Source organism: Mesorhizobium escarrei (assembly GCF_935825525.1).
Taxonomy (GTDB): Bacteria; Pseudomonadota; Alphaproteobacteria; order Rhizobiales; family Rhizobiaceae; genus Mesorhizobium; species Mesorhizobium escarrei.
Map to the genome: position 1 here is coordinate 46,810 of NZ_CAKXZT010000121.1, position 24,046 is coordinate 70,855.

The following is a 24,046-nucleotide window of genomic DNA, read 5'->3' on the forward strand; positions in this document are numbered from 1 at the left end:
TTGGCGAAGCGAATGCGCCTAGCCGCGATCTTGCTCGCCGTTGCAGTCGCGGCCTTGGGAATTTTCATCTTAAGCATGTTGCCGCATCAGGACCTAACCCGCGATCGCCATTCCAAGCCCGACACTAAGGCCACTCGCGAGGCCATAAGCAGGTCGGCAAAGTCTAGACAAGGCTCCAGGCGTCCTGCGTTCGCGCCGCCCTAACCGGCCAGGACAAACGAAATGGTCGGACCCTTGATTCCAGATGAGTAATCAGATCGTCGCGCTTGACTCAATGAGCATAGCCGTCGTGAGCAGCGCATGCTGAATACTTGAGGAATGCCATGCGAAGGTTCATTTTCACAGCAATGTGCATCGCCGCCGCCACATACGCTAACGCCCATGATTGGTACCAAGACAAGATTGATCCACAGATGAAATCAAGTGTTGCGGTGGTTATGATTGCCAGGCCGTACCTCGGTCTTCGGTGCAGTCCACGCAGGCTCGCGCAGCCGACGTAGAAGCGCCAAGCGTCGACAGCGTGGCGCCGAGCAGGTTTGGCCAAGTCGGAGAGTCGTCCAAGCCGTCGAATGGCGGCCAACTCCTCTTTGCGTCCGAGCACAACCGAGATAGTTGTCGTTATCCACTATCTCCGCTACGCTCGTGCTGACGTCGTTTACTTGCAGCCGCAAACCTGGTGCGAAGGGAGTGCCGACATGGCGAACAGCACGAAGGGTGCCGAACGCGGCGGCGAGCCTCTGCTGGCGGTCGAACGATTGACGGTGAGCCTGCCGAGCAACATGGAGCGAGCGTTCGCGGTCGAAGACGTATCGTTTAAACTGCACGCTGGCGAGATTCTTTGCATTATCGGCGAATCCGGTTCCGGCAAGTCGGTGACGGCGAACGCGGTGATGGGACTATTGCCCTCGACCATCCGCGTCACGTCGGGCAAAATCCTGTTCAAGGGCCAGGAGATCACCGGCGCCACCGAAACGACGCTGCGCGGGCTTCGCGGCCGCGCGGTATCGATCATCTTCCAGGACCCGCTCTCCGCGCTCAATCCTTTGATGACGGTCGGCGCCCAGATTGTCGAGGTCATGCGCGCGCACAATGTCGGCGACCGCGACAGCCGCGCGCTCCGGGTGCTGGAATTGCTGGAAGAGGTCGGCCTGCCCGAACCGCCGCTGATGCAACACCAGTATCCATTCCGTCTTTCCGGCGGACAGCGACAGCGCGTGATGATCGCGATGGCGCTGGCGCTCGATCCCGATGTGCTGATTGCCGACGAGCCGACAACGGCGTTGGACGTCACGACGCAGGCGCAGATCCTCGAGTTGATCCGCAAGATCCAGCGCCGCAAGGGCATGAGCGTGATGTTCATCACCCATGATTTCGGCGTCGTCTCCGAGATCGCCGACCGTGTTGTCGTCATGGAGAAGGGCAAGCTGGTCGAACAGGGCCTGACCGCCGACGTGCTCAACCGTCCCAGCCATCCCTATACGCAACGGTTGATCGCGGCCGTGCCGCGCGTGCGCTCGCTAGAGCGCGAGAAACACGCGGCGCAGCCGATGGTGATCGAGGTCGACAAGCTCAACAAAATCTATGGCGGGCAGGGCAGCTTCTTCACCAAGGCGCGTATCGTGCATGCGGTCAACGATGTCAGCTTCTCGATCCGCAAAGGCCAGACGCTGGGGATCGTCGGCGAATCCGGCTCCGGAAAGTCGTCGCTGGGAAGGGTCCTGCTCAAGCTCGCGGAACCCGACAGCGGACGCATCATGTTCGACGGGCGCGACATCGCGGCAATGTCGGCTGCGGCGTTCCGCCCGCTGCGTCCGTTGATCCAGATGATATTCCAAGATCCGTTCGCCTCGCTCAACCCGCGCCATACCGTGGGTCGGATCTTGACGGTCGGTCCAGTCGCGCATGGCATGGCGGCGGCGGAGGCGCGCAGCAAGGCGCTGCGCCTCCTCGGGACGGTGCGGCTCGACCGCGGCGCCTATGATCGCTTTCCGCACGAATTTTCCGGCGGACAGCGGCAGCGCATCGGCATCGCGCGCGCACTGATGTTCGACCCGCTGCTGCTGGTGGCCGACGAGGCGGTCTCGGCGCTCGACGTCTCCATCCAGGCGCAGATCGTGCAGCTGCTCACCGAGATCCAGCGCGACACCAATGTGGCGATGATGTTCATCACCCACGATCTGCGCGTCGCTAGCCAGATCTGCGACGAAATCGCGGTCATGTATAAGGGCCGCGTGGTCGAGACCGGTACACCGGTACAGGTGTTCCGCGATCCGCAGAACGACTACACCAAACGGCTCGTGGCGGCCATTCCTGGCGCGGACTGGGAGAGAGCAGCCTGAGGCCAGCGGCATCGCAAAAGGAGCCGACTATGGGATCTTCCGCCCCGCCGCGAAATATAGTTGCAAATGTCCACTATCTGGCATTTGATTAGGTTCTAACTTGGAAATGTCCTGACGACCGGTTCCGCCGGGTTGGGGAGCGTCTGTTGCGCTTCGCGATCGGTGAAGCCGTGGAAGCGGAGCGAGAGTACGCGTGGACGCACGGTCGAAAACGCCGCCGACGTCGATCACCGAAGTCACGTTGGACGTGCTCGAGGACACGCTGAGCTTTTATATCCGCACGATGAACATCGCGGTGTCGCGCGACCTCGATGACAAGCTCGAAGGCCTCGACGTGGCCAAGGGCACCGGCAAGATCACCACATTGCTGCTGGTCGACAGCCATCCCGGCATCCGTCCCTCAATCATTGCCGAACTGATCCTGCGCGACCGCTCCGCCACCGGCCGGCTGATGGAGCAGATGGAAGATCATGGCCTGATCACGCGACGGCAGTCCTCGACCGACAGCCGCGTGCAGGAACTCTACATCACCGAGAAGGGCGCCGCGCTCGCCGCGCGAATCCGCCCGCTGGTGACGGAACAGTCCAGGGACTTCTTCAAATTCATCTCCCCCGAGGAACAGCAGCAGCTGATGGACATCCTCAAGCGCGCCTATCGGCGTATCGTGGGCCTGCCGTGACAGGGACCCGGGTCGCGCTGGTCTCCGGAGCGAGCCGCGGCATCGGCGCGGCGACCGCTCGGGAGTTGGCACGGCAGGGCTGGCGCCTGTCGCTCGGCATGCGCGACCCCCGGCTGCCCGAATGGGCCGATCCCGCCTCGGTCCACATCCATGCCTATGACGCTGCCGGCGGCGATCTCGAGACCGGATGGGTGACGGCGGCGACGGCACGCTTCGGCCGGATCGACGCCATTGTCGCCAGTGCAGGCATTTGCAGCACCAGTACGGTGATCGAGGCCGATGACGACGAACTGGACCGGCTTCTCGAGATCAATTGCAAAGCGCCGCGCCGGCTAGCCAAGGCGGCGTGGAACGCGCTCACGGCGAGCGGGCGCGGCAGGGTGATCATCCTCGGCTCGCTGTCGGGCAAACGGGTCAAGCACGCGGGCGCCGGCCTCTATTCGATGACGAAATTCGCGGCCGTTGCGCTTGCCCATGGCATCCGCCATGCGGGATTCGATGTCGGCATCCGCGCCACCGCGGTCTGTCCTGGCCTGGTCGATACCGATATGGCCCGCGCGCTCGAGGCGCGCGCCTCGGCCGACATGACCGACCCGGCCGATCTCGCGCGCATCATCGCCATGCTCGTCGATCTGCCCAACGAAGCGAGCGTCGCCGAGTTCACCCTGAATTGCCAACTGGAAGAATTCTACTGACATGCCAGGTCCTTACGTCGTTCCCGTTCATGGCGATGCCGAATTGCCCGAAAAGGTCGACGTCGTCGTTATCGGCGGTGGCATCATCGGTACTACGACCGCGCTGGAACTCGCCGAGCGCGGCCTGAGCGTAGCGCTGTGCGAGAAGGGCGGCATCGGCCACGAGCAGTCGAGCCGCAATTGGGGATGGGTGCGCATTTCGCGGCGCGATCCGCGTGAGGTGCCGCTGATGGCGGAAGCGTTGCGTCTTTGGAGCAACCTCGACAAGCGCGTCGAAGCGGATACCGGGTACACGCGCGCCGGCATCATCTTCACCTGCGAAACGGATCGCGATTTTGCCGAACACGAGCGCTGGAACCGCAACCTCGAACCGTACCAGCTGGAATCGCGCATGCTGAGCGGCGCCGAATTCAAGGCGATGTTTCCCGACTCGCGGTTAGACATCAAGGGCGCGCTCTATACACCGGTCGACGGGCGCGCCGAGCCGCAGAAGGCAGCTCCGGCGATAGCCGAGGCCGCACGGCGCAAGGGAGCGACGGTGCTGACCGAATGCGCGGTGCGTGGCATCGAGACCAGCGCCGGCAAGGTTTCAGGCGTGGTCACGGAACGCGGGCCGATCGCCTGCGCCGCGGTGGTGCTGGCCGGCGGGGCCTGGTCGAGCCTGTTCTCCGGCAATCACGGTCTGCGCTTGCCGCAGCTCAAGGTGATGAATTCGGTGATCCGCACCAAGCCTCTCGAAGGCGGGCCGGATCAGGCGATCTGGGCGAAAAGCTTCGCGGTTCGCAAGCGCAGGGATGGCGGCTATACCATCGCTTCCGGGCACGAGAACGTCGTCGACATCGTGCCGAAGAGTTTCCGCTTCGCCGCCGACTTCATACCCGCCCTGCGCGCCGAATGGCATTCGCTGCGGTTTCGGCTCGGCGGCCGCTTCTTCGATGAAGCGCGGATCCCCAGCCGCTGGTCGCTCGATGAGGCAAGCCCCTTCGAATACAACCGCGTGCTCGACCCCCAGCCGTCCAAGAAACTTTCCGATGCTGCGCTGGTCGAACTCACCCAGGCTTTCCCGGCGTTCGCAAAGGCTGAGATCGCGCAGCGCTGGGCGGGCTACATCGACGTCACCCCGGACGCCGTCCCGGTGATCTCGGCAATCGACAGCACTCCAGGCTTCCACATCGCAACCGGCTTTTCCGGTCACGGTTTCGGCATCGGCCCGGCTGCCGGCCGGCTCATGGCCGACATCGTTACCAACCGCACGCCCATCGTCGACCCCGGCGCTTTCCGCTTTTCGCGCTTCAGCGACGGATCGAAGATCGAGCTGATCACCGGATTCTAGTTGAACCAGGCCGCTCCGGCAGAAGGGCGGATTGATAATGAGCAACGCAACCGCGTAACCACAGAGGAGAATGACATGGCCACCGACAAGACCACATTGTTTCCGGAAATTAGCCGGCGCAAAGCACTCGGCCTGATGGCCGCCACCGGCGCCAGCCTCGCTGTGCCGGCGCTCATCGGTCGCGGCTCCGCGCTGGCGGCCGCACCCGACAAGCCGACGGGCCAGCTCATCGTCGGGTTCTCGCAGGAGCCGACGGTGTTCAATCCGCACCTGCTGCACATCGAAGTCGACGAGGGCGTGCATTTCGCCGTTTTCGATCCGCTGTTCAACGTCGACCCGGATGGCAAGTTCACGCCTGCCCTGGCGGCCGAGGTGCCGACTGTCGAAAATGGCGGTATTTCCGCCGACGGCCTCAATTGGAAGATCAAGCTACGCGACGGCGTCAAATGGCACGACGGGCAACCGTTCACCGCCGAGGACGTCAAGTTCACGCTGGACCTGATGGTCGAGCCCGATTTCCGCAGCTGGCGCCGCGCCGGCCACGACCTCGTGCGTGACATCAAGGTCGTCTCGCCGTCCGAGATCACCTGGCGGATGGAAAAGACCTACGCGCCCTATCCTTCGATCCTCGCATCGACCTTCATCGTTCCAAAGCATGCGCTTGGCGAGGCGGCTGACAAGAACACCGCGCCCTTCAACAATGCGCCGATCGGTACCGGCGCGTTCAAATGGGGCAAGCGGGTAGCCGGCGATCACATCGAGCTCCTCGCCAACGCAGACTACTTTGGTGAGGGACCCTATCTGGAGCGCGTCATCATCAAGTACATCCCGGACCTCAATGTGCTCTACACGCAGTTCAAGTCCGGCGACATCGACATCACCGGCCTGCAGTGGATCACTCCGGACCACTATGAAGAAGCCAAGGGCCTCGCCGATCGCGAGGTCCAGCTCGTCGCGGGCAGCACCGTTGAAAGCTTCACCCTCAATATGGGCAGGCCGCAATTCAAGGATCCCGCGGTGCGCGCGGCGCTCTACCACGCGATCGACAAGCAGGCGATCATCGACGCGCTCTATTACGGTCTGCCCACGCCGACCGAGACCTACATGCCGCAGCAGTCGTTCTACTACAATCCTGATCTGCCCAAGCACGAGTTCAGCCTGGAGAAGGCCAAAGCGGTGCTGGATGGCGCCGGCTGGGTCGCCGGAGGCGACGGCGTCCGGGCGAAGGATGGGGTCAAGCTCGCCTTCACCTGCTCGACCACGGCGGGCAACCACATCCGTGAGCAGGCGCAGCAGTTCATACAGCAGTCGTTCAAGGACATCGGCGTCGAGATGACCATATCGAACCTGCCGCCGGCCGTCATGTGGGGCGACTACTGGATGACGTCGCAGTTCGACAGCGTCATCGTCGGCATCGACTTCCTGACCGGCCCCGATCCCGACACCTCAGATTACTTCGCATCGACATCGAGCGTGGCGACGGGGGGCGCTGGGCAGAACACTTGGCAATACCACAGCTCCGAGGTCGACAAGCTGCTGCAGGAAGGCGGTAACTCTCTGGTGCCCGACGAGCGCAAGGCCTCCTACATGAAGCTGCAGGAAGTGGTGCGCAATGATCTGCCGCTGCTGCCTCTGTTCCAGTACACCACGGTGCGCGGCCGCAAGAAGGGACTGATGGGCTTCACCCCCAACGTCAACAACCGCATCGACACCTGGAATGTCGGCACCTGGTACTGGGAAGGCTGACCCCAACCAAGCCAGGTTGGGTGGCTGCGCCCGACCTGGCAACAACATCGGGCGATCACCATGCTGCGATATATCGTCGGACGGATCGGGCAAAGCCTGGTGCTGCTGTTCCTCGTGTCGATCATCGGCTACTTCGTACTGCTGCTCGCCCCGGGCGGGCCGATGTCGCAATTCGCCCTGACGCCCGGCATCAGCAAGCAGGATCTCGACCGCATCGCCGAGCAGATGGGGCTCAACCGTCCAATCATCGTGCAATATGTCGACTGGCTGTGGCATCTGCTGCAAGGCGACTGGGGCGCGTCCTTCCGAGACAATCGACCCGTCCTGACGGTGATCCTCGATCATCTGCCGGCGACGCTGCTGCTGATGGGCAGTGCAACGGCGATCGCCATGACGCTCGGCGTATGGATCGGCATCATGGGCGCGATCCGGCGCTATTCCATCTTCGACTACGCCGCGACCGTCGGCGCCATGATCGCGCTGTCGGTGCCGACCTTCTGGTTCGGCCTCATCGCCATCTATGTCTTCTCGCTCAATCTCGGATGGTTTCCGGCCGGCAACATGTACACGATCGGCAGCGGTTCCGTTGGCGACGTGCTCTGGCACCTCGTGTTGCCGGCATCGGTGCTCGCGCTGGTCGATGTCGCGATCTGGAGCCGCTACATGCGCACCGCGACGCTGGACGTGGTCAATCAGGATTTCATCAAGACCGCGCGCGCCAAAGGCCTGTCGGCGCGGCGCGTGCTGTTTAAGCATGTTGTGGGCAATGCCCTGCTGCCGATGATCACGCTAGCGGGGCTGCAGGTGCCGGCGCTGCTTGGTGGGGCTCTTGTCACCGAGACCGTGTTCACCTGGCCCGGCATGGGCCGGCTGTTTCTGGACAGCCTCGGCTACAACGACTACCCGGTCGTAATGGGGCTGCTGATGTTCTCGGCCGTGCTGGTGCTGATCGGCAATCTGCTGGCCGATCTCATCAGCGCCTTCGTCGACCCGCGCATCCGGCTGGCGTGAGGACCCCGAGAATGTCCACCGTCGCCCCAGCCAACCTCGACCTGCCTCCCGAGAATTGGTGGCGCAGCCGCACCGCCCGTCGCTTCCGCCGCCATCGGCTGGCGATGTTCGGCGTCGTCATGATCGCGGTGCTGACCATCGCCTGCGTGCTGGGGCCTTACGTGCTGCCCTATGACCAGCTCTTCATCGACCTGCGTGCCCGCTTCGCGCCGCCAATGACCGGCGGGCACATCTTCGGGACCGACCCGCTTGGCCGCGATGTGGCTGCCCGCCTGTTCCATGCGGGGCGCATCTCCTTGCTGGTGGGGTTCTGCGCGATGCTCATCAGCATCGTCATAGGCACGGTCATCGGCGTCTTGTCCGGCTACTATGGCGGCCGCGTCGACGCCGCGCTGATGCGCTTCACCGACGCGTTCCTCTCATTTCCGAGCATCTTCCTGCTGCTGGCACTCGCGGCCTTCATCCGACCCGACCCGCTGATGATCACCGTCATCATCGCGGTGACGACCTGGATGGAGGTGGCGCGGATCGTTTCGACGGAAGTGCGCTCGTTGCGCGAACGCGACTTCATTCTTGCCGCCCGCATGCTCGGCCTCTCCAACCGCTGGATCATGTTCCGCGAATTATTGCCCAACGCCATCGGCCCGATCATCGTCGCCGCGACGCTGACGGTGGCCCGGGCAATCCTGCTCGAAGCCTATGTTAGCTTCCTTGGCTACGGCATCCAGCCGCCGCTGCCGAGCTGGGGCAACATGCTGAATGGCGCCCAACAATATCTGGGCAGTGCGCCGTGGCTGGCGATCGTTCCCGGCATCGCCATCACGCTCGCGGTCACCAGCTTCAATTTCATCGGTGACGGCCTGCGCGACGCGCTCGATGCCCGCAGCGATCTCAGTTGAGGGGGACGCAGGTGGCGAATTTCTCGCCTTTCGATGCGACGCTTTGGTACGCCACGGCAGGTGAAGCGCCATCGACGCGTCCGCTGGACGAGACGGTTCAGGCCGATGTCTGCGTCGTTGGCGCGGGCTACACCGGCATGACCACGGCGCTCGAACTCGCCCGCGCCGGCGTCAAGGTTGTGATCCTCGAAGCCGAGCAGGCCGGTTTCGGCGGCTCCGGACGCAACGCCGGCCACTGCACGCCGACCTTCATCCATTTCAGCCTGCCGCAATTGCGCAAGCTTATCGGCGAACCCTGGGCCGAACGGCTGATCCAGCGCCAGACCCGGGCCGCCGATCGTGTCGCCGACATGATCGAGCGCTACCAGATACAGTGCGAATGGGTGCGCAACGGGTTCGTCCAGGCTGCCGCCTATCCATCGGCCGTCGAGACACTCAGGCGCAAGGCGGACGACTACAACGCCGTCGGGGCCCGGACCCGCTTCGTCGATCGCGCCGAAATGGAGGCGATCACGGGCAGCGCACGCTTTCACGGCGGCTGGGTGCATGAAGAGGCTGGCCATCTTAATCCCCTCGGTTATGCGCGTGGACTGGCCCGCGCGGTCATCCAGGAGGGCGGACGCCTGCATACCGGCTCAGCGGTCACCGAGGTCAAGCCGGAGGCCGGCAAATGGCGCGTCGTCACGGCCAAGGGCGGCGTGCTGGCCGATAAGGTGATCTTCGCGACCGGCGCATATACGGTGGGCGGCTGGCCGAAGCTCGACCAGAGTTTCCGCATCATGCGCGTTTTCGTGGCAGCGACGCAGCCGCTGTCGCAGGAGGAGCGCCGCACGGTGCTGCCGCGCAATACCTCGATCCATGACGGGCGCGGCGACATCTTCGTCTACAAGTACAATGCGGAAGGCCGCATCGTGGCATCCATGTTCCCGATGGGGCGGCGCGGCCGCGATCTCGACTATACGCGCCAGGTGATGACCGATCGCCTGAAATGGCTGCACCCGCAGATCCGTACCGAACTGCGCTGGAAGTACCTCTGGTTTGGCGAGCTCGACATGCAGCAACGCACAATTCCGCGACTTTACGGGCTGGCGCCGGGCGTGGTGGCGCTGACCGGCCTGTCGGGCCGCGGCGTGCCTACTGGGTCGATGCTCGGCGGCATCCTCTCCGAATGGGCGCTTGGCGTGCCGGAAAGGGATCTGTCCCTTAAGGTCGAGCCCCTGCATCACGCGCCGTTCTATATGAGCTTCGCCCCGCAGCTCAGCCTGCGTTACCACCGTGCGCTGGACTGGGGGCGGACCCGGCGTGACGGCGCGACACTGCCCCCGCACGCATGAATTCGCGGTCTTGATGGAGCAAGAAAACAGAACTCGTGCGAACGTGACGGCCCTGGCGCAGACCCTAGATGAGATGCTTCATATTCGTTGCGTGACGGTACTTTTCGACGCGAATCGCTTAGTTGAGCAACCGGTGCTTTCTGATCGATAGCCAAGGCGCGATTGCCGCGCGCTATGACAAGATCCACTTATTCGACGCGAAACCGGTCGATTTAGGACTGCCACCTTACCCAGCAATCAGCCAACCATCGCCGCTCCCCTTCGATAGGCCAAGTGTCACCTCAAACCTTATTAATACAAGTTCGTTCGTCGAGCGAATTCTCTCGTCGAAATGAAAATGGTGACTGATAGAGGGATACCTTTCGGCTGTCGGGGCCAACTGTTGCACAAATGCGGTCAGGCTCCTTTGCGGTTCTGCCCCTTGCCGGCCCGCGGTGCCGCCGCAGGCGCCACACGACTCAGATGAATAGTGACGTCTATCGCGGCGGTTCGCATACTGAAGGATGCTCGCCACCCCAGTCGGCCAAAACGTCAGGTGCAACCGCCATATCTGCTTTGGCCGCATTTCACCGGAGTCTTTTTTCTAACGATTGCGGCAGGGTTGGAAGGATTTAACTCTACAAGGTCAATAGAATTAGCTGACTATGGAAGGGCATCGGATTTCTCATTTTATGGAGCCCTTCATGTCCACCATTTCGCGACGCATCCTTCTCCTGTCGTCCGCGGCACTGGCCGGCGTAGCCTTTCTCAGCCCGGCATCCGCCGAAGACCTCAAGATCACCATCGCCTATCAGACGGTAGTCGAACCCTCGAAAGTTCCGCAGGCCGACGGCCTCTATGAGGCAGCGACCAAGGCGGCCATAGACTGGCGCAAATTCGATTCCGGTGCCGACGTAATCGCCGCCGTCGCCTCCGGCTCGGTCGATATCGGCTATGTCGGGTCGAGCCCGCTTGCGGCCGCCGCCAGTCGCGAACTGCCCATCCAGACCATCTTCATCGTCGGCCTGATCGGCGAATCCGAGGCGCTGGTCGCGCGCAACGGCGCCGGCATTGAGAAGGTCGCCGACCTCGCGGGCAAGAAGGTGGCGGTGCCCTTCGTCTCGACCACGCATTACAGCCTGCTCGCCGCGCTGAAGCACGAAAGCATCGATCCGAAATCGGTCGAAATCCTCAATCTACGCCCGCCGGAAATCGCTGCAGCCTGGGCGCGCGGCGATATTGACGCGGCCTATGTCTGGGACCCAGCGCTCGGCCAGATCAAGCCCTCGGGCAAGGTCGTGCTTGATTCCTCGCAAGTCGCCGCATGGGGCGCGCCGACCTTCGACGCGTGGATCGTACGGACCGATTTCGCCGAAAAGAATCCGGAAGCGGTGCGCGACTTCGTCAAGGTGACCGGCGCTGCCTATGCCGAGTTCTTGGCGAAACCGGACGCCTGGTCGGTGTCGTCGCCGCAGACCGAGAAGATCGCCAGGATCACGGGCGCCAAGTTGGAAGAGGTGCCGCAACTGCTGAAGGGCTATGTCTTCCCGACGCTCGAGGAGCAGACGTCGGACAAGTTCCTCGGCGGCGGTACCGTCAAGGCGGTCGAGGCCACATCCGCCTTCTTGAAGGAGCAAGGCAAGATCGACGCTGTCCTTCCGGACTACTCGAAATATGTGGCCGCTAAATACGCCGCCGAGGCGCTCGCCTCGAATTGATGTGTTCGCGCGGCTCTCCTCCCGAATGCCGCGCGCTGCCTGCCCCGGAACTGCCGAGCGGTTTCGGGGCGGGCTTCCGTTCGTAAAACCTCGTGCGAGGGAAGATGCCGAGACTGGTTCTTGATCAAGTGTCCGTTTGTTACGACGGTCAGGCAAGGCCGGCGGTCGAGCGCGCCTCGATCGATGTCGCCAGCGGCGATTTCGTCGTGCTGGTCGGCCGCTCGGGATGCGGCAAGACCTCGCTGCTCAACGTCGCGGCCGGCTTGGTGAAGCCCGCAGGCGGCAGCGTCACGGTCGACGGCACGCCTATTATCGCGCCCGACGCCGATCGCGCCGTGGTCTTCCAGAACGATGCGCTGTTTCCGTGGTTGACGGCGCGCGAGAACGTCGCCTTCGCGCTCCGGCTGCGCGGTGTCCGGCCAAGCGAACGCGAGCGCCGCGCCGATGCGCTTCTGGCGCTGGTGAAGCTCGAAGGCTCGGGCGAGAGGCGTATCTGGGAGTTGTCGGGCGGCATGCGCCAGCGCGTCGGGCTGGCGCGGGCCCTAGCCGCGGAGCCGCAATTCCTGCTGCTGGACGAGCCGCTGGGCGCACTCGATGCGCTGACCCGCGAGCGCATGCAGACCACGCTGCTCGACATCTGGAAAGCGAGCCGCGTCGCCGTCCTGATGGTCACGCACGGCATAGAGGAAGCCCTGGTGCTAGGCACCCGCATCGTCGTCCTGGCGCCAGGTCCGGGCCGTGTCGTGCGGACATTCGAAACCGGATTCAGCCGGCGCTATCTGGCTGGCGAACCGCTTCGGGACATCAAGGCCGACCCCGCCTTTGCGGCGGCGCGGGGCGAACTCACCGACGCGATCTTCGAGGGAGAGGCGGCGTGACTATTTCTTCCTACGCAGAACGGCCCAGCCGCAAGCTCGACGAGACAGACACCGTGTCCGTGCCGCGGCCGTCAAGGAAGCGAGCGACGATCTCGGCACGCTTCGTCAGCGCCCTCACCATTCTGAGCGTGCTGGGGGTCTGGGCGCTATCGGCTCTCCTGCAACTGGTATCGCCGGTGTTTCTGCCGTCGCCCGCCGCCGTGTGGAGCAAATTCATGGCGGTCGCCAGCGACGGTTTCGTCGATGCGACGCTGCTCCAGCATATCGCCGCCAGCCTGTGGCGGGTGTTTGCCGCGCTTGTCGCTGCCGTCCTCGTCGGGGTCCCGGTCGGGCTGGCGATCGGCATCAGCACCGTCGGGCGCGGCATCTTCGATCCCTTACTCGAATTCCTGCGCCCGATCCCGCCGCTCGCCTATCTGCCGCTGGTCATCATCTGGTTCGGCATTGGCGAGCCGTCCAAGATCCTAGTGATCGCCATCGCCATGCTGGCGCCGGTGGCGCTGTCCACCGCTTCCGGCGTGCGTGGTGTTTCGCAGGAGCGCATCAACGCGGCCCGCTCACTCGGCGCCACGCGCGGACAAGTCGTCCGATACGTTATCCTACCCAGCGCGCTGCCCTCCATCCTGACGGGCCAGCGCATCGCGCTCGGCGTCGGCTGGTCCACGCTGGTCGCCGCCGAACTGGTGGCGGCGACGCGCGGCCTCGGCTTCATGATCCAGTCGGCCGCCCAGTTCCTCGTCACCGACGTCGTGGTGATGGGGATCCTGGTCATCGCGGCAATCGCCTTCGTGCTCGAATTCGCCATCCGCAGGATCGAGCGCGCGCTCGTCCCGTGGGCGGGACGCGAATGACACAACTGGACATGACCATGATGGGTCACCCCGCCGCAGCGCTGTTTGCCTTTCTTGCAAACCGGCTCCGAGCCATCGAGGCGAATCGCAAGACGCAGGTCAGCGCCGACACTTGGATCCGCGAAACTGCGGAGAGGAATGCCGAGCGTAACCGTCTTCCGCCGCCTGACGAGAGTTTCTACTGGGCATGCCCAACTCAACCGCATAGGTGAGAATACCGCCGAAGAGACCTATCGTTCGAGCCGCCGTGCCGGCGCCACCGCGCACGATAGCGCGCCCGCGCAGCTTGTCAGTCTTGACGTTCGCACGCGTCTTGCCCGCCATAATGTCCTTCAGGGTCTGCGTGATGTCGGACTTGGCCAAATCCTGTACCCGTCGACTACCGAGCAGAGGAACGATGTGCCGCTCGATGCGACCCACATCGGTCGAGATCGTCGTGGCGTTCTTCGGACGGCCTCGCTTTCCAAGCACGAGCCCGTTCGCGGCCGTATCTCCAGGATCCGGCCTTTTCCCGGGACGTCCTGTCCAGAATCAAGCTCGGGCGCCTCGGACGCGTCGAGGATGTCATGGGAGCGGTGGTCTACCTTGCCTCCGATGCGTCGGCCCCGGTCACCGGGACTTCACTGGTCGTTGATGGCGGCTGGACCGCGGATTGAGCCTCCGAGTTTGATAGTCGCTCCAAAATAGCCACAGGTACTCTGCGGTAAAAGTCTGGCTGCAGTCTCACCCTCGGAACTCCATGTGGGGTTGAGGCACCCCGCTTGAGCGCTCGCAACTTTACGCGCAAGGCGTGAGGCTTTCATACAAGCCGTTGCGGCACTGGCGGACTGTCGGCAACTACCTGCGCCGATGGCCCATCTTCCACATCGGTTGCGCTTGCCGCGCCCGACGGGTGGTGAAATGACGTCGGTTCTCGGCGCCAGCGTCACGTTCTCGATGACGCTCATGTGCGGGAACAGGTTGAAGCTCTGAAACACGATTCCTACGTTCTGCCGCAGCTTGTTCACATCAATGCCCGGTCCCGAAATCCGGTCGTCCTCGAGCCTGATTTCGCCGCCCTGGATTTTCTCTAGCCCGTTGATGCAGCGGAGCAACGTGGACTTGCCGCAGCCCGAAGGACCGATGAGGCAGACGACCTGATGCTCGATGACGTCCAGATTGACGCCTCGCAGCACCTGAAAGGCGCCGAATTCCTTGTGGACGTTCTTGATCTCCAGAAACGCCACTTCAGCCACCTGCCCGCATGCGCGCCGTGTCGCGTTCGATCAGCCGGTCGACGAAACGCGCCTGGGGAATAGTAATCAGTACAAAGAGGATCGCCACGATAGTGACCGCCGAGAGATTGAAGGCATTGGCGGCGATGATGCGCGACTGGTTGAAGGCATCGACCATACCCCACGACTTGGACGAGGGCGGTATCCTTCTGCAGGCCAATGAAGTCGTTAAGCAGCGGCGCCATGATGCGGCGCACCGCCTTGGGGCACGATCACATAGCGCCTGGTCTGCATGTAGGAGAGGCCGAGCGAGCGCGCCCCTTGGGGCGACATTTTATGAGTTCGGTTTGAACTCCCTCTATTTTGCTTAGCTTAGCTACGGGAAACCGGGATTTTTTAAACTGGAATTTGGTTTGAAAGCGTGCTATTTTACTAAGTATGGCTGAGCAAAAGCACGGAAAGCTAAACCAACTCGAAAGAACCCTGCCAGAGGGCCTGCTGGCCGATGCGGCCTGGATGGAGCGGCACGGCTACTCGACGAGTCTGCGCAGCCAGTATGTTTCTGCCGGATGGCTGGTTCAGCCCGTGCGGGGGACATATAAGCGCCCGCTCGGCGAACTGGACTGGCAAAAGACGATCGTCTCATTGCAGAAACTCATGGGCCGCCACCTTGCTGTCGGAGGGCGTACCGCGCTCGATATGCAAGGTTTCAGCCACTATTTGTCAGCCACCGGCCCCTCGACAATCCAGCTATACGGAACAGAGCCGCCACCGGGGTGGCTTGTAAAGCTTCCGCTGAAAGAGACGTTCCGGTTTCACCAGTCCCAGGCGTTGTTCAAGTCCCTTGCGGAGAACAAGGACGCCTTGCAGGCAGGCACATTGCGGGAGGTGCCGGGACCGTCCGACTGGCCGCTTGTCGTTTCGACACCCGAGCGCGCCTTGCTTGAGATGCTCGACGAGCTTCCGGGCCGCGAGAGCTTTCACCAGGTCGACATGGTCGTCGAAGGGTTGCGGACTCTCAGTCCGCGACGGCTGCAAACTCTTCTTGCTGACTGCAAGAGCGTCAAGGTCAAACGTCTGTTTTTCTGGTTTGCTGATCGGCACAATCCAACATGGCTGAAACAGATCGACCGCGCAGCCGTGAGCCTTGGCTCCGGCAAACGCATGCTCATAAAAGGCGGCAAGCTTGACCCGAAGTACCTCATAACCGTACCGAAGAACCTCGGTGCCCCTGTCTGAACGCTACAGGCGCCAGGTCGCGCTGCTGATCGACGTGATACCGTTCGTCGCCGCCGAAAAGGACTTCGCCCTGAAAGGCGGGACCGCCATCAACCTGTTCGTACGCGACATGCCACGCCTGTCCGTCGACATCGACCTCACGTATTTACCCGTCGCTCCGCGCCCGGAATCGCTGACCGCCATCGACGCAGCCATGAAGCGGATAGCCGCGGCCATTCGGAATGGTATGCGCGGCGTGCGCGTCACTGAGGTCATGAATGCCCGCGAACAGATCGTAACCAAGCTGACCCTTCAGCGGCCTGATGCGCAGATCAAGATTGAGGTCACACCCGTTCTGCGTGGCTGCGTTTTGGAGCCGGAGATGCGTTCAGTGTCGCCGGGCGTGGAAGACACCTTTGGGTTCGCGGAAATCCAGGTTGTCTCGTTTCCCGACCTGTATGCTGGCAAGATCATGGCCGCGCTTGACCGGCAGCATCCGCGCGATCTCTTTGACGTGAGGGACCTGCTTGCCAATGAAAGCTTCGCCGTGCTGTGTCCGACATGTCACCGCTGGTGCCACCACAAAGCCGTCGACATACTGCAGCCGCTGGCAATCCCGGTATTGCGCGCGGCTCGGTACAAAGGCATTCCGCTGTAACCGGCAAGTTGTGCCGATTGATCGATTGATCTTCCAGGCGCACCTTTGCAGGCCCGGCTCTAGGCGCTGCCCCAAGCTGCGGCGCGTCATACTTTCGCCGGCGGGTGCTGTTTGTCGCAAGGCTGTGGTCAAGCGGTTTTCCGAAGAAATAAGTCGGGCAGACCGCTCCGAACCTCGGCTGGAGTCTTTCGCGCGTCGCTGATCGCCCATCGCGCCACTTTGTAGCGATGCTCATGGTCTATGACGACGGTGCTATCAAATGCATGTCGATATTCGGCATCATCCGGGAGGGGGCGCTCCCATGGATGCAGTCAACCTTACGAGCGTGCCCGACTTCCTTACCGCGCCAATAGACGCGCGCGTGCAGGTGCGTGAGCATAGCGTCGTCGCGATTGATCGCGTCGATGACTTCTTGGCTGTGCACGAAGGGATCGATGAAGATGGGCTCTGCCGCTTCGCAGACGACCTTGAAGTTCCTGGTCTGGAAGCTCCATATCATTTCGCTCATCAAGCGTTGTCCTTTCGTCGTGTTAGGCATGCTGTCCACGGGGCCGGCAGGGCGGAGGATGCGGTAGCGCGAGGAGAAACCCGCGCTAACTTCTAAGGCGCATAGTTACGCGAAAATGGGCGGAGTCGCTGAGCGTATTCGTGGGATTTTCGAGCGGCGGCTGATTGCCGTCGATAACCACAAGCGCCTCTCCTTCGAGGCACTGACACGCATGTCTGCAAGGGGTACCTTTCAGCCAAGCGCGGGCCGAAAAGTCGACGGCAGCCAATACGACATTGCCCTTTAAGGCGGGTCGCTTTAGGTGGAATTCTGGCACGTCACATGCCAGGGATCTGAGTGTTCCAGCAGTGATAAGGTTGACGTCGATGCCCTTGAGTAAGCAAAAGGTCCCCGTGTCGTGGATCTGGGCGATTGGAGTCATTTTGGCTTGGGTTGTTGTCGCGACCAGCTTAGGACAGCCGCTTTGGGCGCAGCAGAGTTCGCAGGACCTTGTGGCGTTTGGGGCAATAAAGGGAGAGAATTTCTCTTTCCCTCAAACTTGGAGACTGCTGGCATCACAGTGGCTGCACGTCAAATTCCCACATATGCTGTTCAACGCACTCATGATCGCTAGCGTCGGTCAGGCTGCGGAGGCCCGCTTCGGGTGGCGCACCGCGCTAGCGGTTGGATTAATCGGAGGAACGCTAGCGCAGCTTGTGACGGTGTACTCCCTCCCGGATGCTTTCATCTCGGGCGCATCGCAGGCATATCTGGTTTTGTGCGGTTTGGTGTTGGTGACCGGCGCGATCCGTTCGTTCGGATGGTGGATGGCAATAGCGGGCGTACTTGTCGGCGTCGGACTTGATCTATTTGTGAGCAGCGATGGTGCCATAAAGCCAGGTCATCTCACGGGGCTGGCCTTTGGTTTGGTCTCAGGGATTGCGCTCAGGATTTCGCAACGCGCCGTGCAAGTCTGAAGATTCAGGGCGTGTCTCTATCTTTATGCACAGCAGAGCCTTCGCGTGGCGTGCCAGCCGGCCGCGCCGCTGCCTCGGGACGTGCATGGTGCCGCGTCCTCGATCTGGGGCCTGGCCGCGGCTGTCAGCGCTACCACGGCTATCGATCGCCTTCGAAGCAACATAAAATCGTCGCCGGCCGCATGCCCGGCCACATGAACGTGCTCTGGCCGAAGCCAACGTGCCTTACGAGGTGTTCGAGCTCGAGGACATCAACTCCGAGTTCGCGTAGGCCGACGTCGCCTACGTCATCCGCATTGAAGCTCAAGAGCGAAAACAGGCAGATCAGGACCAGGCTTGAGGTCGACTGAGCGGCCCGACACATTAGCCGTGGCGGCGACAGGCGATCGTTAGCCTCCCCCTTGGGGCAACAAGCCTCGCAGGCCGGCACGCCGGTCGTTGTCTTGCCGCCAGCCATGTTCCCTCCCGCCCGAACGCGGGCCTCAATTGCTTTTTTCTGGTTCAAATCAAAGTGCGCCGAGAGGCGGCATGATATAGCAATAGAAAGCTCATTTGCATGCATTTCTGGCAGGAGCCGGCTTTGCGTTCCGCAACCTTTGGGGCCGTCTGTCTTTTTCCCATTGCAGCGTCAAGGCAGGAATCGGTGGCCGATCCCGGTGCAGCGTGGTTAGCACAGACTTAGATAGCCGGTGGTCGGGAGACGGCGATTCGATCACCTAGCCGCTTTCGGACAGCCTCTCGTAGCTGGACCTTGCCAAGATCGTCCAGAATGGAGGCTGGAAGGGGTTCGGCCGCCGTCAACAATTGACGCCCAGGATGACCCGGTTCCAGCGGATCGAGGATTCGATCGGCGGTCGTGTGGTCTCGCCTGGCTATGGCGTTGGCGCCAACGAGGAGCAGAGCGCGCCGCTTGTTCGAACTTGCAACCCGCTCAAAGAGTTTAAGGGCATTTTCCGCGGGAGCATGGGCGCCGACGAGATGAGCCGCTGGCACCGCAAGGATTGGCGGCGACCTCAGCAGAAGCGCAGGTTTCAGATGCGCGACAATCCCAGGGGTCTATGGAATCGGCGTCGGCCAGGGCATCAATGGCGTCGAGGCGGATCCAGCGCGCTTCCGGGATACTAACGAGGTTCGCGATTTTCTGCTGGATTCCGGCGCTGCAACAATGCGCTGCCGCGATCAGGGCATACTGGCTGAGCGTGCGGTCGACCGTCGTGTTGGCAAGATCGAGAAGCGTCTCTGCCGATTGCATCGGATAATCGCGTCGGACGGCTTGAGCTGCCCCGTGATCTCAATCGCGAGCCCAGCTTAGTCCACCATCTTGAAGGCGCTGCCGGCGTTGACCGCGTTTCGATCCCGTGAGCGGTAACACCTTTCGACGTTCTTCATGTTATCCGGATGACGCGCATCATGACGCTGAAGGGCTGAGCGAACTATTGGCGCCCGACGCTCGACATGCCTGCCTTGACAGGTGCCCAACGTATCGTCGACCCGTCGCGCTTCACGCAGGGGGGTGGCTTGACATCCACAAGCATATTGCAACGTATTGCATTTCATTTTTGGTGTTGAAGATGCGCAACCCGAGTTCTGCCGCGACACTCGAATAGCCCGCGACCTCGACCCAGCTTTTCGCTTTGCTGCATCTGGGCAAACCAGTCGGCTTCTTCGATCGACATCTTCCACCTTTCGCCGCAGCTTCGGCGGTGTTGGTCGGATTGCCGAGCTTTATGCTCGTCCTGCGTGAGGCGAAGGCGGCTTTGGTGCGCTCCGAGATCAATCGACGCTCCTTCTCGGCCAAAGCGGCGTAAAGGTGCAGCATAAACGGGTCGGCGTCAGCGCGAGTTCGGCGACGATGAACGGAACGCGCTGGACCATCAGTCCGGCAACGAAGGCGATATCACGAGAGAGGCGATCGAGCTTGGCCACGACCACCGGGCATTGTCTGGCGGGCAAGGGCGAGGGCGGCATTCATTGCGGCCGTCGATCAAGAGCATCGCGCCCTTTCCGGTTTCGATCCCGGTGAACTCCTGGAGATGATCATCCCCTCGGCCTCGGCAAGCGGGCGACCGCGGCACGCTGGGCCCCGATGCCCAAGCCCGAGCGTCCTTGCCGCTGTGTGGAGACCCGATAGTAGGCGACCGGGCGCGGCATGTTGCTAATCCCTCGGGTGAGCAAACTGCAAACCGGTTTGCTGACGGAGACCGAATATGCAAGTTACCTCAATGCGTTGAGGTGACATTTTGGTTTTTGCGGCGGCATCAACCCGGGCCGTCGACCATAACGAAAGATCGCTCAGCGGCCGGATCGCCCGCCCTTCCTCAGCAGGAAGGCTCCGTGCGCCGCCAAGCGTCTAAGACCACGACATCGCCCGGGTAAGTGAGGAGAGCCAATGATTGGACGGCCACCAGTCGGGAACAAAGTCGAATACCCGTGATTTTGTACGTTGCCCAGAGTGGCAGGACCGAAAGCTAACCAACGGGTGTTCCATGGATTCTCCAACGTTGCCTCCGCCACCTCCGGCTGAACTCAGCCAAGCACTGAAACGCAATATCCAAGCGATTGAGGAGCGCCGGGCGAAGGAAGCAAGCGAGGCAACATTGGAAGAGAAAATCGCTGAGGCGATTACTTCTTTTACGGGCAGTATGCGTTTCGTGTACCTTCACTTGGCCGTGTATGGCGGCTGGATCATCTCGAACTTGGGCTGGATACCGATCACTCCGCCATTTGATCCGACATTCGTGATATTGGCTATGGTGGCTTCCGTCGAGGCCATATTCCTCTCGACCTTTGTACTAATCAGCCAAAACCGGATGTCAGCTGCCGCAGACAAACGGGCGGATCTGGACCTTCAGGTGAGCCTGCTGACGGAGCACGAACTCACAAAACTTACTGAACTTGTCGATTCGATAGCGGATCGGTTGAATGTAAAACAAGCCCTAAGCGATATAGAAGTCGGCGAGATTAAGAGGGACATTGCGCCAGAAGCAGTCCTGGACGAGATCGAAGAGAAGCAGCGGGAGGCTGCGAACAAGCTGGACCAGTGCTGAAGACACAACGCCCTAGTGTCGTGATTTCGAAGTTCGGTTGATTTTGATTTCGGGCTTCGGGATGCCGAGTTCGACATTTTCATCCAAGCAGCCAAACGGTGATCACCATGAGCGTGGGGCTAAGTGATCTCGGCCGGGCGGTAGACAGGTCGTAGCTGGCAACAGTGCGAAGCAAACGCCCGACGAAATTTAAAATGCTCATTGCGAATAGGGAACTCATACTTCCGGCGCAGTTTTACAGGCTATCTATCGCCGATCCAATGAGATGGTGCGACGGTGTATCCAGTTCACAGCAATCTGCCACCGGCCTTCATCGGGTCAAGATCTTCGTGATCGCATTTCATATCCCAAAGCGCGATGACGGGCTCGGGTAGGCCTGGACTATCGACTGGCCGCATGAAGACCGCGCCGCCGATGTCGTCTGCCTTGGTCGCTTCCGTCGTGCTGCTGTTCCAACCGGTCGTGACATACAGCGTCTTGAGTTCAGGCCCGCCGAAACAGAGGCTTGTAACGAAAGTGGCCGGCAAATAGAGCGACCTTCGCAGCGTCCCCCTGGGGTCAATACACACGACTTTGCTGCCGCCATAGAGTGCGCACCAGACATTGCCCACGCTATCAACTGCCAGGCCGTCCGGCATTCCGTCATTGTTTGCAAAGGCGAAGAAGACCCGCCGGCCGGATACAGTCCCATTGACGTCGAGGTCATAGGAAAGGATGCGGTGGCCGACCGTGTCACTGAAATAGAGCTTGCCATTGTCTGGCGAGAAAGCCGGGCCATTGCAAATAACAAAACCTTTGTCGGACACTTCTGCCGTCCCATCTGGGCCCATCCGATAGAAAACCGCATTGGGTTCCCGCTCGGAGAGATCATAGGTTCCGATCCAATAGCGCCCGGCGCGGTCGACCTTGCCGTCGTTGTAGGCCAGATTCATTTTTCCGTTTTTAGGATCGGCAAAGAAGCGTGTTTTGCCGGTGCTCGTATCGAGGAGGTGAAGTCCGTGATCAACGGCGAGAAGCAGGCGGCCCTTGTCGGCAAAAACGAGCGATCCGATCGTCGCCGCTTGATCGATTTTCCAACTTTCGACCGCGCCGCCGCCGCACTTTTGGCGATGCACGAGTGGGCCGTAGAAATCGATCCAGTAAAGAGCTTCCTCCACCGGATGCCACAAGATGCTCTCGCCCAGCCGGTCGCGCGTTGGAGTACAGATCTGCCATTCTGGGTTGCCCGTCGGCATGTCAGTTGCCTATATGGAACGTCTCGGTGTGCCCGTCGACGGCGATTGCGTGGCCGGTCACCATCTTCGCTGCGGGCGAGGCGAGGAACAGGCACATATCGGCGATCTCTTCGGGCTTCACGAAGCGTTTGATCGATTGGGATTGGACGTATTCCTTCCGGACGAGGTCGAGCGAGACGCCACGGCTTTCGGCCTCGGCCTTCATCACGTGCTGCATGCGTGCGCCATCGACGGATCCCGGGCAAACTGCGTTGGCGCGCACACCATAGGGGCCGAGTTCGACGGCCAGAGATTTGGTCAATCCGATGACCGCCCATTTGGCTGCGGCGTAGGGCGTGCGAAGGCCATAGCCGTAGAGTCCGGCGGTTGAGGAAATATTGATGATGCTTCCCGAATGTTGGGTCTTCATGGCGGGTGTGGCGCGTCTGGCGCAGAGGAACTGCGAATCGAGACAGACGCTCAGACATGCGCGCCAGTCGTCGAGCCTGATTTCTTCGATGTAGCCGGTCGGCCCTTTGGTGCCGGCGTTGTTAACCAAAACATCAAGGCCGTTCAGGTCGCCCAAGGCATCATCAAACCAACGGTCGATCGCTTCCTCATCCGTTAGATCGAGCCGCCTGACGGCGATCTGCGGATATGTCTTGGTGACGTCGCCAAGCGCCCGCTCGTCGACATCGCAAATATGAACCTTGGCGCCATTGTCAGCGAACGACTTTGCGATCGCCCATCCTATGCCTGAACCACCCGCCGTGATCATGACCCGCTGCGGCGGTTTGGCGGCTGCCGATGCTGCTTCAATCATCGCGAAAGCTCCCCGCCGTCCACGACGATATTGGATCCGTTCACGTACGAGCAGAGGCCTGAGCAGAGTGCTACGGCGACCGAGGCAATCTCTTGGGGTTGCGCGAAGCGGCCCATCGGAATAGCCGCCTCATAGCTGGCGCGAATAGCCCCGGCGTCAGCTCCCGATTGCCGCGCGATATTGGCAGTCGTTGATGCAACCATCTCCGTGTCGACGCTGCCGGGCGAAATCGTATTCACGCGTATGCCCTGCGGCGCGAGTTCCCCCACGAGCGTGTCCGCAAGCCTCAAGACGCCGGCCTTGGACGCACAATAGGCTCCCCACAATGGCCACCCTTTGAGGCCGTACTGGGACGCGACAAGGACGAGATTGCCGCCGCGACACAAGTGGCGCGTCGCCTCTCGCGCAACCAGGAAAGCGCCGGTCAAATTCACGTCCAGTACACGGCGGAACTCCGCTACCGACATGTCAGCCAAGGCAGCAACGGCGCCAATGGCGGCTGCGTGAACGACGTCATCGATAGGGCCTTCGATGGCTATGTCCTTGAATGCACGCACCACCGATTCTTCATCCGCAATATCGCAGCCGCGAACAACGTCCGATGGATTGATATCAAGACGGACCACCGTCGCTCCGGCCTGGTCGAAGGAATCCGCGATTGCCTTGCCAATTCCGCGGGCCGCGCCGGTGATGACAGCACGGCGTCCAACGAGGAGTGGTGGCATCTGGAACTGGGTCGAAGACTTTTCCGGTGGGGGATGATTGAGTGTCATTGAAAGGCTCCGGGCAATGCGATCTTGGATCTGCGAGAAGGCTATTTCACAGATCGCGGCCCCAACAATGGTGCCGACGGTCACTATCTATCGAGCGTCACGTTGCTGCCCTGGGGCCTGCATTTCACAAAGTCTATACAGGGCCGTCCAACCCTATCGGCCCATACTTGGTG

The 24,046-nt window shown here is 61.7% G+C and carries 23 protein-coding genes and 4 pseudogenes; 17 read left to right on the forward strand and 10 right to left on the reverse strand.

Translation table 11 applies throughout. The features are described from left to right. The first annotated feature begins 695 nt into the window (after nt 1-695). The 11 genes from NMG80_RS12940 (at nt 696) to tauC (ending at nt 13,462) form a co-directional block, all read left to right on the forward strand. The gene (locus NMG80_RS12940) at nt 696-2,339 is read left to right on the forward strand and encodes an ABC transporter ATP-binding protein (RefSeq protein ID WP_254018457.1); all 1,644 of its coding nucleotides are present in this window, start codon (nt 696-698) and stop codon (nt 2,337-2,339) included. Between the two features lie 193 nt (nt 2,340-2,532). Then, the gene (locus NMG80_RS12945) at nt 2,533-3,018 is read left to right on the forward strand and encodes a MarR family winged helix-turn-helix transcriptional regulator (protein WP_254018458.1); all 486 of its coding nucleotides are present in this window, start codon (nt 2,533-2,535) and stop codon (nt 3,016-3,018) included. After that, nucleotides 3,015-3,713, forward strand: coding sequence for an SDR family NAD(P)-dependent oxidoreductase (locus NMG80_RS12950; RefSeq protein WP_254018459.1), 699 nt, complete (start codon nt 3,015-3,017; stop codon nt 3,711-3,713). Before NMG80_RS12945 ends, NMG80_RS12950 begins: the two co-directional genes overlap by 4 nt. Before the next feature lies 1 nt (nt 3,714). Next, nucleotides 3,715-5,046: an NAD(P)/FAD-dependent oxidoreductase gene (locus NMG80_RS12955; protein WP_254018460.1), complete on the forward strand. Its 1,332-nt coding sequence runs from the start codon at nt 3,715-3,717 to the stop codon at nt 5,044-5,046. Nucleotides 5,047-5,121: 75 nt separating this feature from the next. After that, nucleotides 5,122-6,792, forward strand: a complete 1,671-nt coding sequence (locus NMG80_RS12960) for a peptide ABC transporter substrate-binding protein (protein ID WP_254018461.1) — start codon at nt 5,122-5,124, stop codon at nt 6,790-6,792. A 60-nt stretch (nt 6,793-6,852) separates the two neighbouring features. Further along, on the forward strand, nt 6,853-7,803 hold the full coding sequence (locus tag NMG80_RS12965; RefSeq protein ID WP_254018462.1) for an ABC transporter permease: 951 nt from the start codon (nt 6,853-6,855) through the stop codon (nt 7,801-7,803). A gap of 11 nt (nt 7,804-7,814) precedes the next feature. Continuing rightward, nucleotides 7,815-8,702 carry an ABC transporter permease gene (locus NMG80_RS12970; RefSeq protein ID WP_254018463.1) on the forward strand — a complete coding sequence of 296 codons (888 nt, stop codon included), beginning with the start codon at nt 7,815-7,817 and terminating at the stop codon, nt 8,700-8,702. Between the two features lie 11 nt (nt 8,703-8,713). After that, nucleotides 8,714-10,036: an NAD(P)/FAD-dependent oxidoreductase gene (locus tag NMG80_RS12975; RefSeq protein ID WP_254018464.1), complete on the forward strand. Its 1,323-nt coding sequence runs from the start codon at nt 8,714-8,716 to the stop codon at nt 10,034-10,036. A 683-nt stretch (nt 10,037-10,719) separates the two neighbouring features. After that, the gene (tauA, locus tag NMG80_RS12980; protein ID WP_254018465.1) at nt 10,720-11,733 is read left to right on the forward strand and encodes a taurine ABC transporter substrate-binding protein; all 1,014 of its coding nucleotides are present in this window, start codon (nt 10,720-10,722) and stop codon (nt 11,731-11,733) included. Between the two features lie 104 nt (nt 11,734-11,837). Further along, on the forward strand, nt 11,838-12,611 hold the full coding sequence (locus tag NMG80_RS12985; RefSeq protein WP_254018466.1) for a taurine ABC transporter ATP-binding protein: 774 nt from the start codon (nt 11,838-11,840) through the stop codon (nt 12,609-12,611). Then, nucleotides 12,608-13,462, forward strand: coding sequence for a taurine ABC transporter permease TauC (gene tauC, locus NMG80_RS12990; RefSeq protein WP_254018467.1), 855 nt, complete (start codon nt 12,608-12,610; stop codon nt 13,460-13,462). Before NMG80_RS12985 ends, tauC begins: the two co-directional genes overlap by 4 nt. A gap of 174 nt (nt 13,463-13,636) precedes the next feature. On the opposite strand, the pseudogene NMG80_RS12995 reads toward tauC, so the two are convergent. Beyond that, nucleotides 13,637-13,939 (reverse strand): annotated as a pseudogene (locus NMG80_RS12995) (integrase); the annotation flags it as partial. A 41-nt stretch (nt 13,940-13,980) separates the two neighbouring features. On the opposite strand from NMG80_RS12995, the pseudogene NMG80_RS13000 reads away from it, so the two are divergent. Then, nucleotides 13,981-14,118: pseudogene (locus NMG80_RS13000) on the forward strand (SDR family oxidoreductase); the annotation flags it as partial. On the opposite strand, the gene NMG80_RS13005 reads toward NMG80_RS13000, so the two are convergent. Then, complete coding sequence (locus NMG80_RS13005) at nt 14,083-14,697, reverse strand: ATP-binding cassette domain-containing protein (protein WP_254018468.1); 615 nt, start codon at nt 14,695-14,697, stop codon at nt 14,083-14,085. The pseudogene NMG80_RS13000 and the gene NMG80_RS13005 overlap by 36 nt on opposite strands. Beyond that, nucleotides 14,690-14,854, reverse strand: a complete 165-nt coding sequence (locus tag NMG80_RS13010; protein ID WP_254018469.1) for a hypothetical protein — start codon at nt 14,852-14,854, stop codon at nt 14,690-14,692. Before NMG80_RS13010 ends, NMG80_RS13005 begins: the two co-directional genes overlap by 8 nt. Nucleotides 14,855-15,114: 260 nt before the next feature. On the opposite strand from NMG80_RS13010, the gene NMG80_RS13015 reads away from it, so the two are divergent. Further along, the gene (locus tag NMG80_RS13015) at nt 15,115-15,915 is read left to right on the forward strand and encodes a type IV toxin-antitoxin system AbiEi family antitoxin domain-containing protein (protein WP_254018470.1); all 801 of its coding nucleotides are present in this window, start codon (nt 15,115-15,117) and stop codon (nt 15,913-15,915) included. Further along, nucleotides 15,902-16,432, forward strand: a pseudogene (locus tag NMG80_RS13020) (nucleotidyl transferase AbiEii/AbiGii toxin family protein); the annotation flags it as partial. The gene NMG80_RS13015 and the pseudogene NMG80_RS13020, both read left to right, overlap by 14 nt. 358 nt (nt 16,433-16,790) lie before the next feature. On the opposite strand, the gene NMG80_RS13025 reads toward NMG80_RS13020, so the two are convergent. Next, nucleotides 16,791-17,060, reverse strand: coding sequence for a hypothetical protein (locus NMG80_RS13025; RefSeq protein WP_254018471.1), 270 nt, complete (start codon nt 17,058-17,060; stop codon nt 16,791-16,793). A 392-nt stretch (nt 17,061-17,452) separates the two neighbouring features. On the opposite strand from NMG80_RS13025, the gene NMG80_RS13030 reads away from it, so the two are divergent. Together NMG80_RS13030 and NMG80_RS13035 are read left to right on the forward strand one after the other, a co-directional pair. Next, nucleotides 17,453-18,016, forward strand: coding sequence for a rhomboid family intramembrane serine protease (locus tag NMG80_RS13030; protein ID WP_254018472.1), 564 nt, complete (start codon nt 17,453-17,455; stop codon nt 18,014-18,016). Nucleotides 18,017-18,186: 170 nt separating this feature from the next. Continuing rightward, nucleotides 18,187-18,284, forward strand: a pseudogene (locus NMG80_RS13035) (NAD(P)(+) transhydrogenase (Re/Si-specific) subunit beta); the annotation flags it as partial. A 672-nt stretch (nt 18,285-18,956) separates the two neighbouring features. Here NMG80_RS13035 and NMG80_RS13040 read toward each other — a convergent pair. The 3 genes from NMG80_RS13040 to NMG80_RS13050 all read right to left on the reverse strand — a co-directional run bounded on the left by NMG80_RS13040 (nt 18,957) and on the right by NMG80_RS13050 (nt 19,942). Continuing rightward, entirely contained in the window at nt 18,957-19,268 is a 312-nt protein-coding gene (locus NMG80_RS13040) for a hypothetical protein (protein ID WP_254018473.1), read from the reverse strand. Between the two features lie 249 nt (nt 19,269-19,517). Further along, a complete protein-coding gene (locus NMG80_RS13045; protein ID WP_254018474.1) occupies nt 19,518-19,793 on the reverse strand; it encodes a hypothetical protein in 276 nt (91 codons plus the stop codon). Next, nucleotides 19,790-19,942: a hypothetical protein gene (locus NMG80_RS13050; RefSeq protein WP_254018475.1), complete on the reverse strand. Its 153-nt coding sequence runs from the start codon at nt 19,940-19,942 to the stop codon at nt 19,790-19,792. Before NMG80_RS13050 ends, NMG80_RS13045 begins: the two co-directional genes overlap by 4 nt. Before the next feature lie 560 nt (nt 19,943-20,502). On the opposite strand from NMG80_RS13050, the gene NMG80_RS13055 reads away from it, so the two are divergent. Beyond that, nucleotides 20,503-21,063, forward strand: a complete 561-nt coding sequence (locus NMG80_RS13055) for a DUF1003 domain-containing protein (RefSeq protein ID WP_254018601.1) — start codon at nt 20,503-20,505, stop codon at nt 21,061-21,063. A gap of 287 nt (nt 21,064-21,350) precedes the next feature. Here the strand turns inward: NMG80_RS13055 and NMG80_RS13060 are convergent, their stop codons facing one another. Genes NMG80_RS13060 through NMG80_RS13070 form a run of 3 tightly spaced genes read right to left on the reverse strand, consistent with a single transcriptional unit; the run spans nt 21,351 to nt 23,957 of the window. Next, on the reverse strand, nt 21,351-22,298 hold the full coding sequence (locus NMG80_RS13060) for an SMP-30/gluconolactonase/LRE family protein (RefSeq protein ID WP_254018476.1): 948 nt from the start codon (nt 22,296-22,298) through the stop codon (nt 21,351-21,353). Between the two features lies 1 nt (nt 22,299). Further along, nucleotides 22,300-23,100: an SDR family oxidoreductase gene (locus NMG80_RS13065; protein ID WP_254018477.1), complete on the reverse strand. Its 801-nt coding sequence runs from the start codon at nt 23,098-23,100 to the stop codon at nt 22,300-22,302. Beyond that, nucleotides 23,097-23,957, reverse strand: a complete 861-nt coding sequence (locus NMG80_RS13070; protein WP_254018478.1) for an SDR family NAD(P)-dependent oxidoreductase — start codon at nt 23,955-23,957, stop codon at nt 23,097-23,099. Before NMG80_RS13070 ends, NMG80_RS13065 begins: the two co-directional genes overlap by 4 nt. Nucleotides 23,958-24,046: the final 89 nt, after the last annotated feature.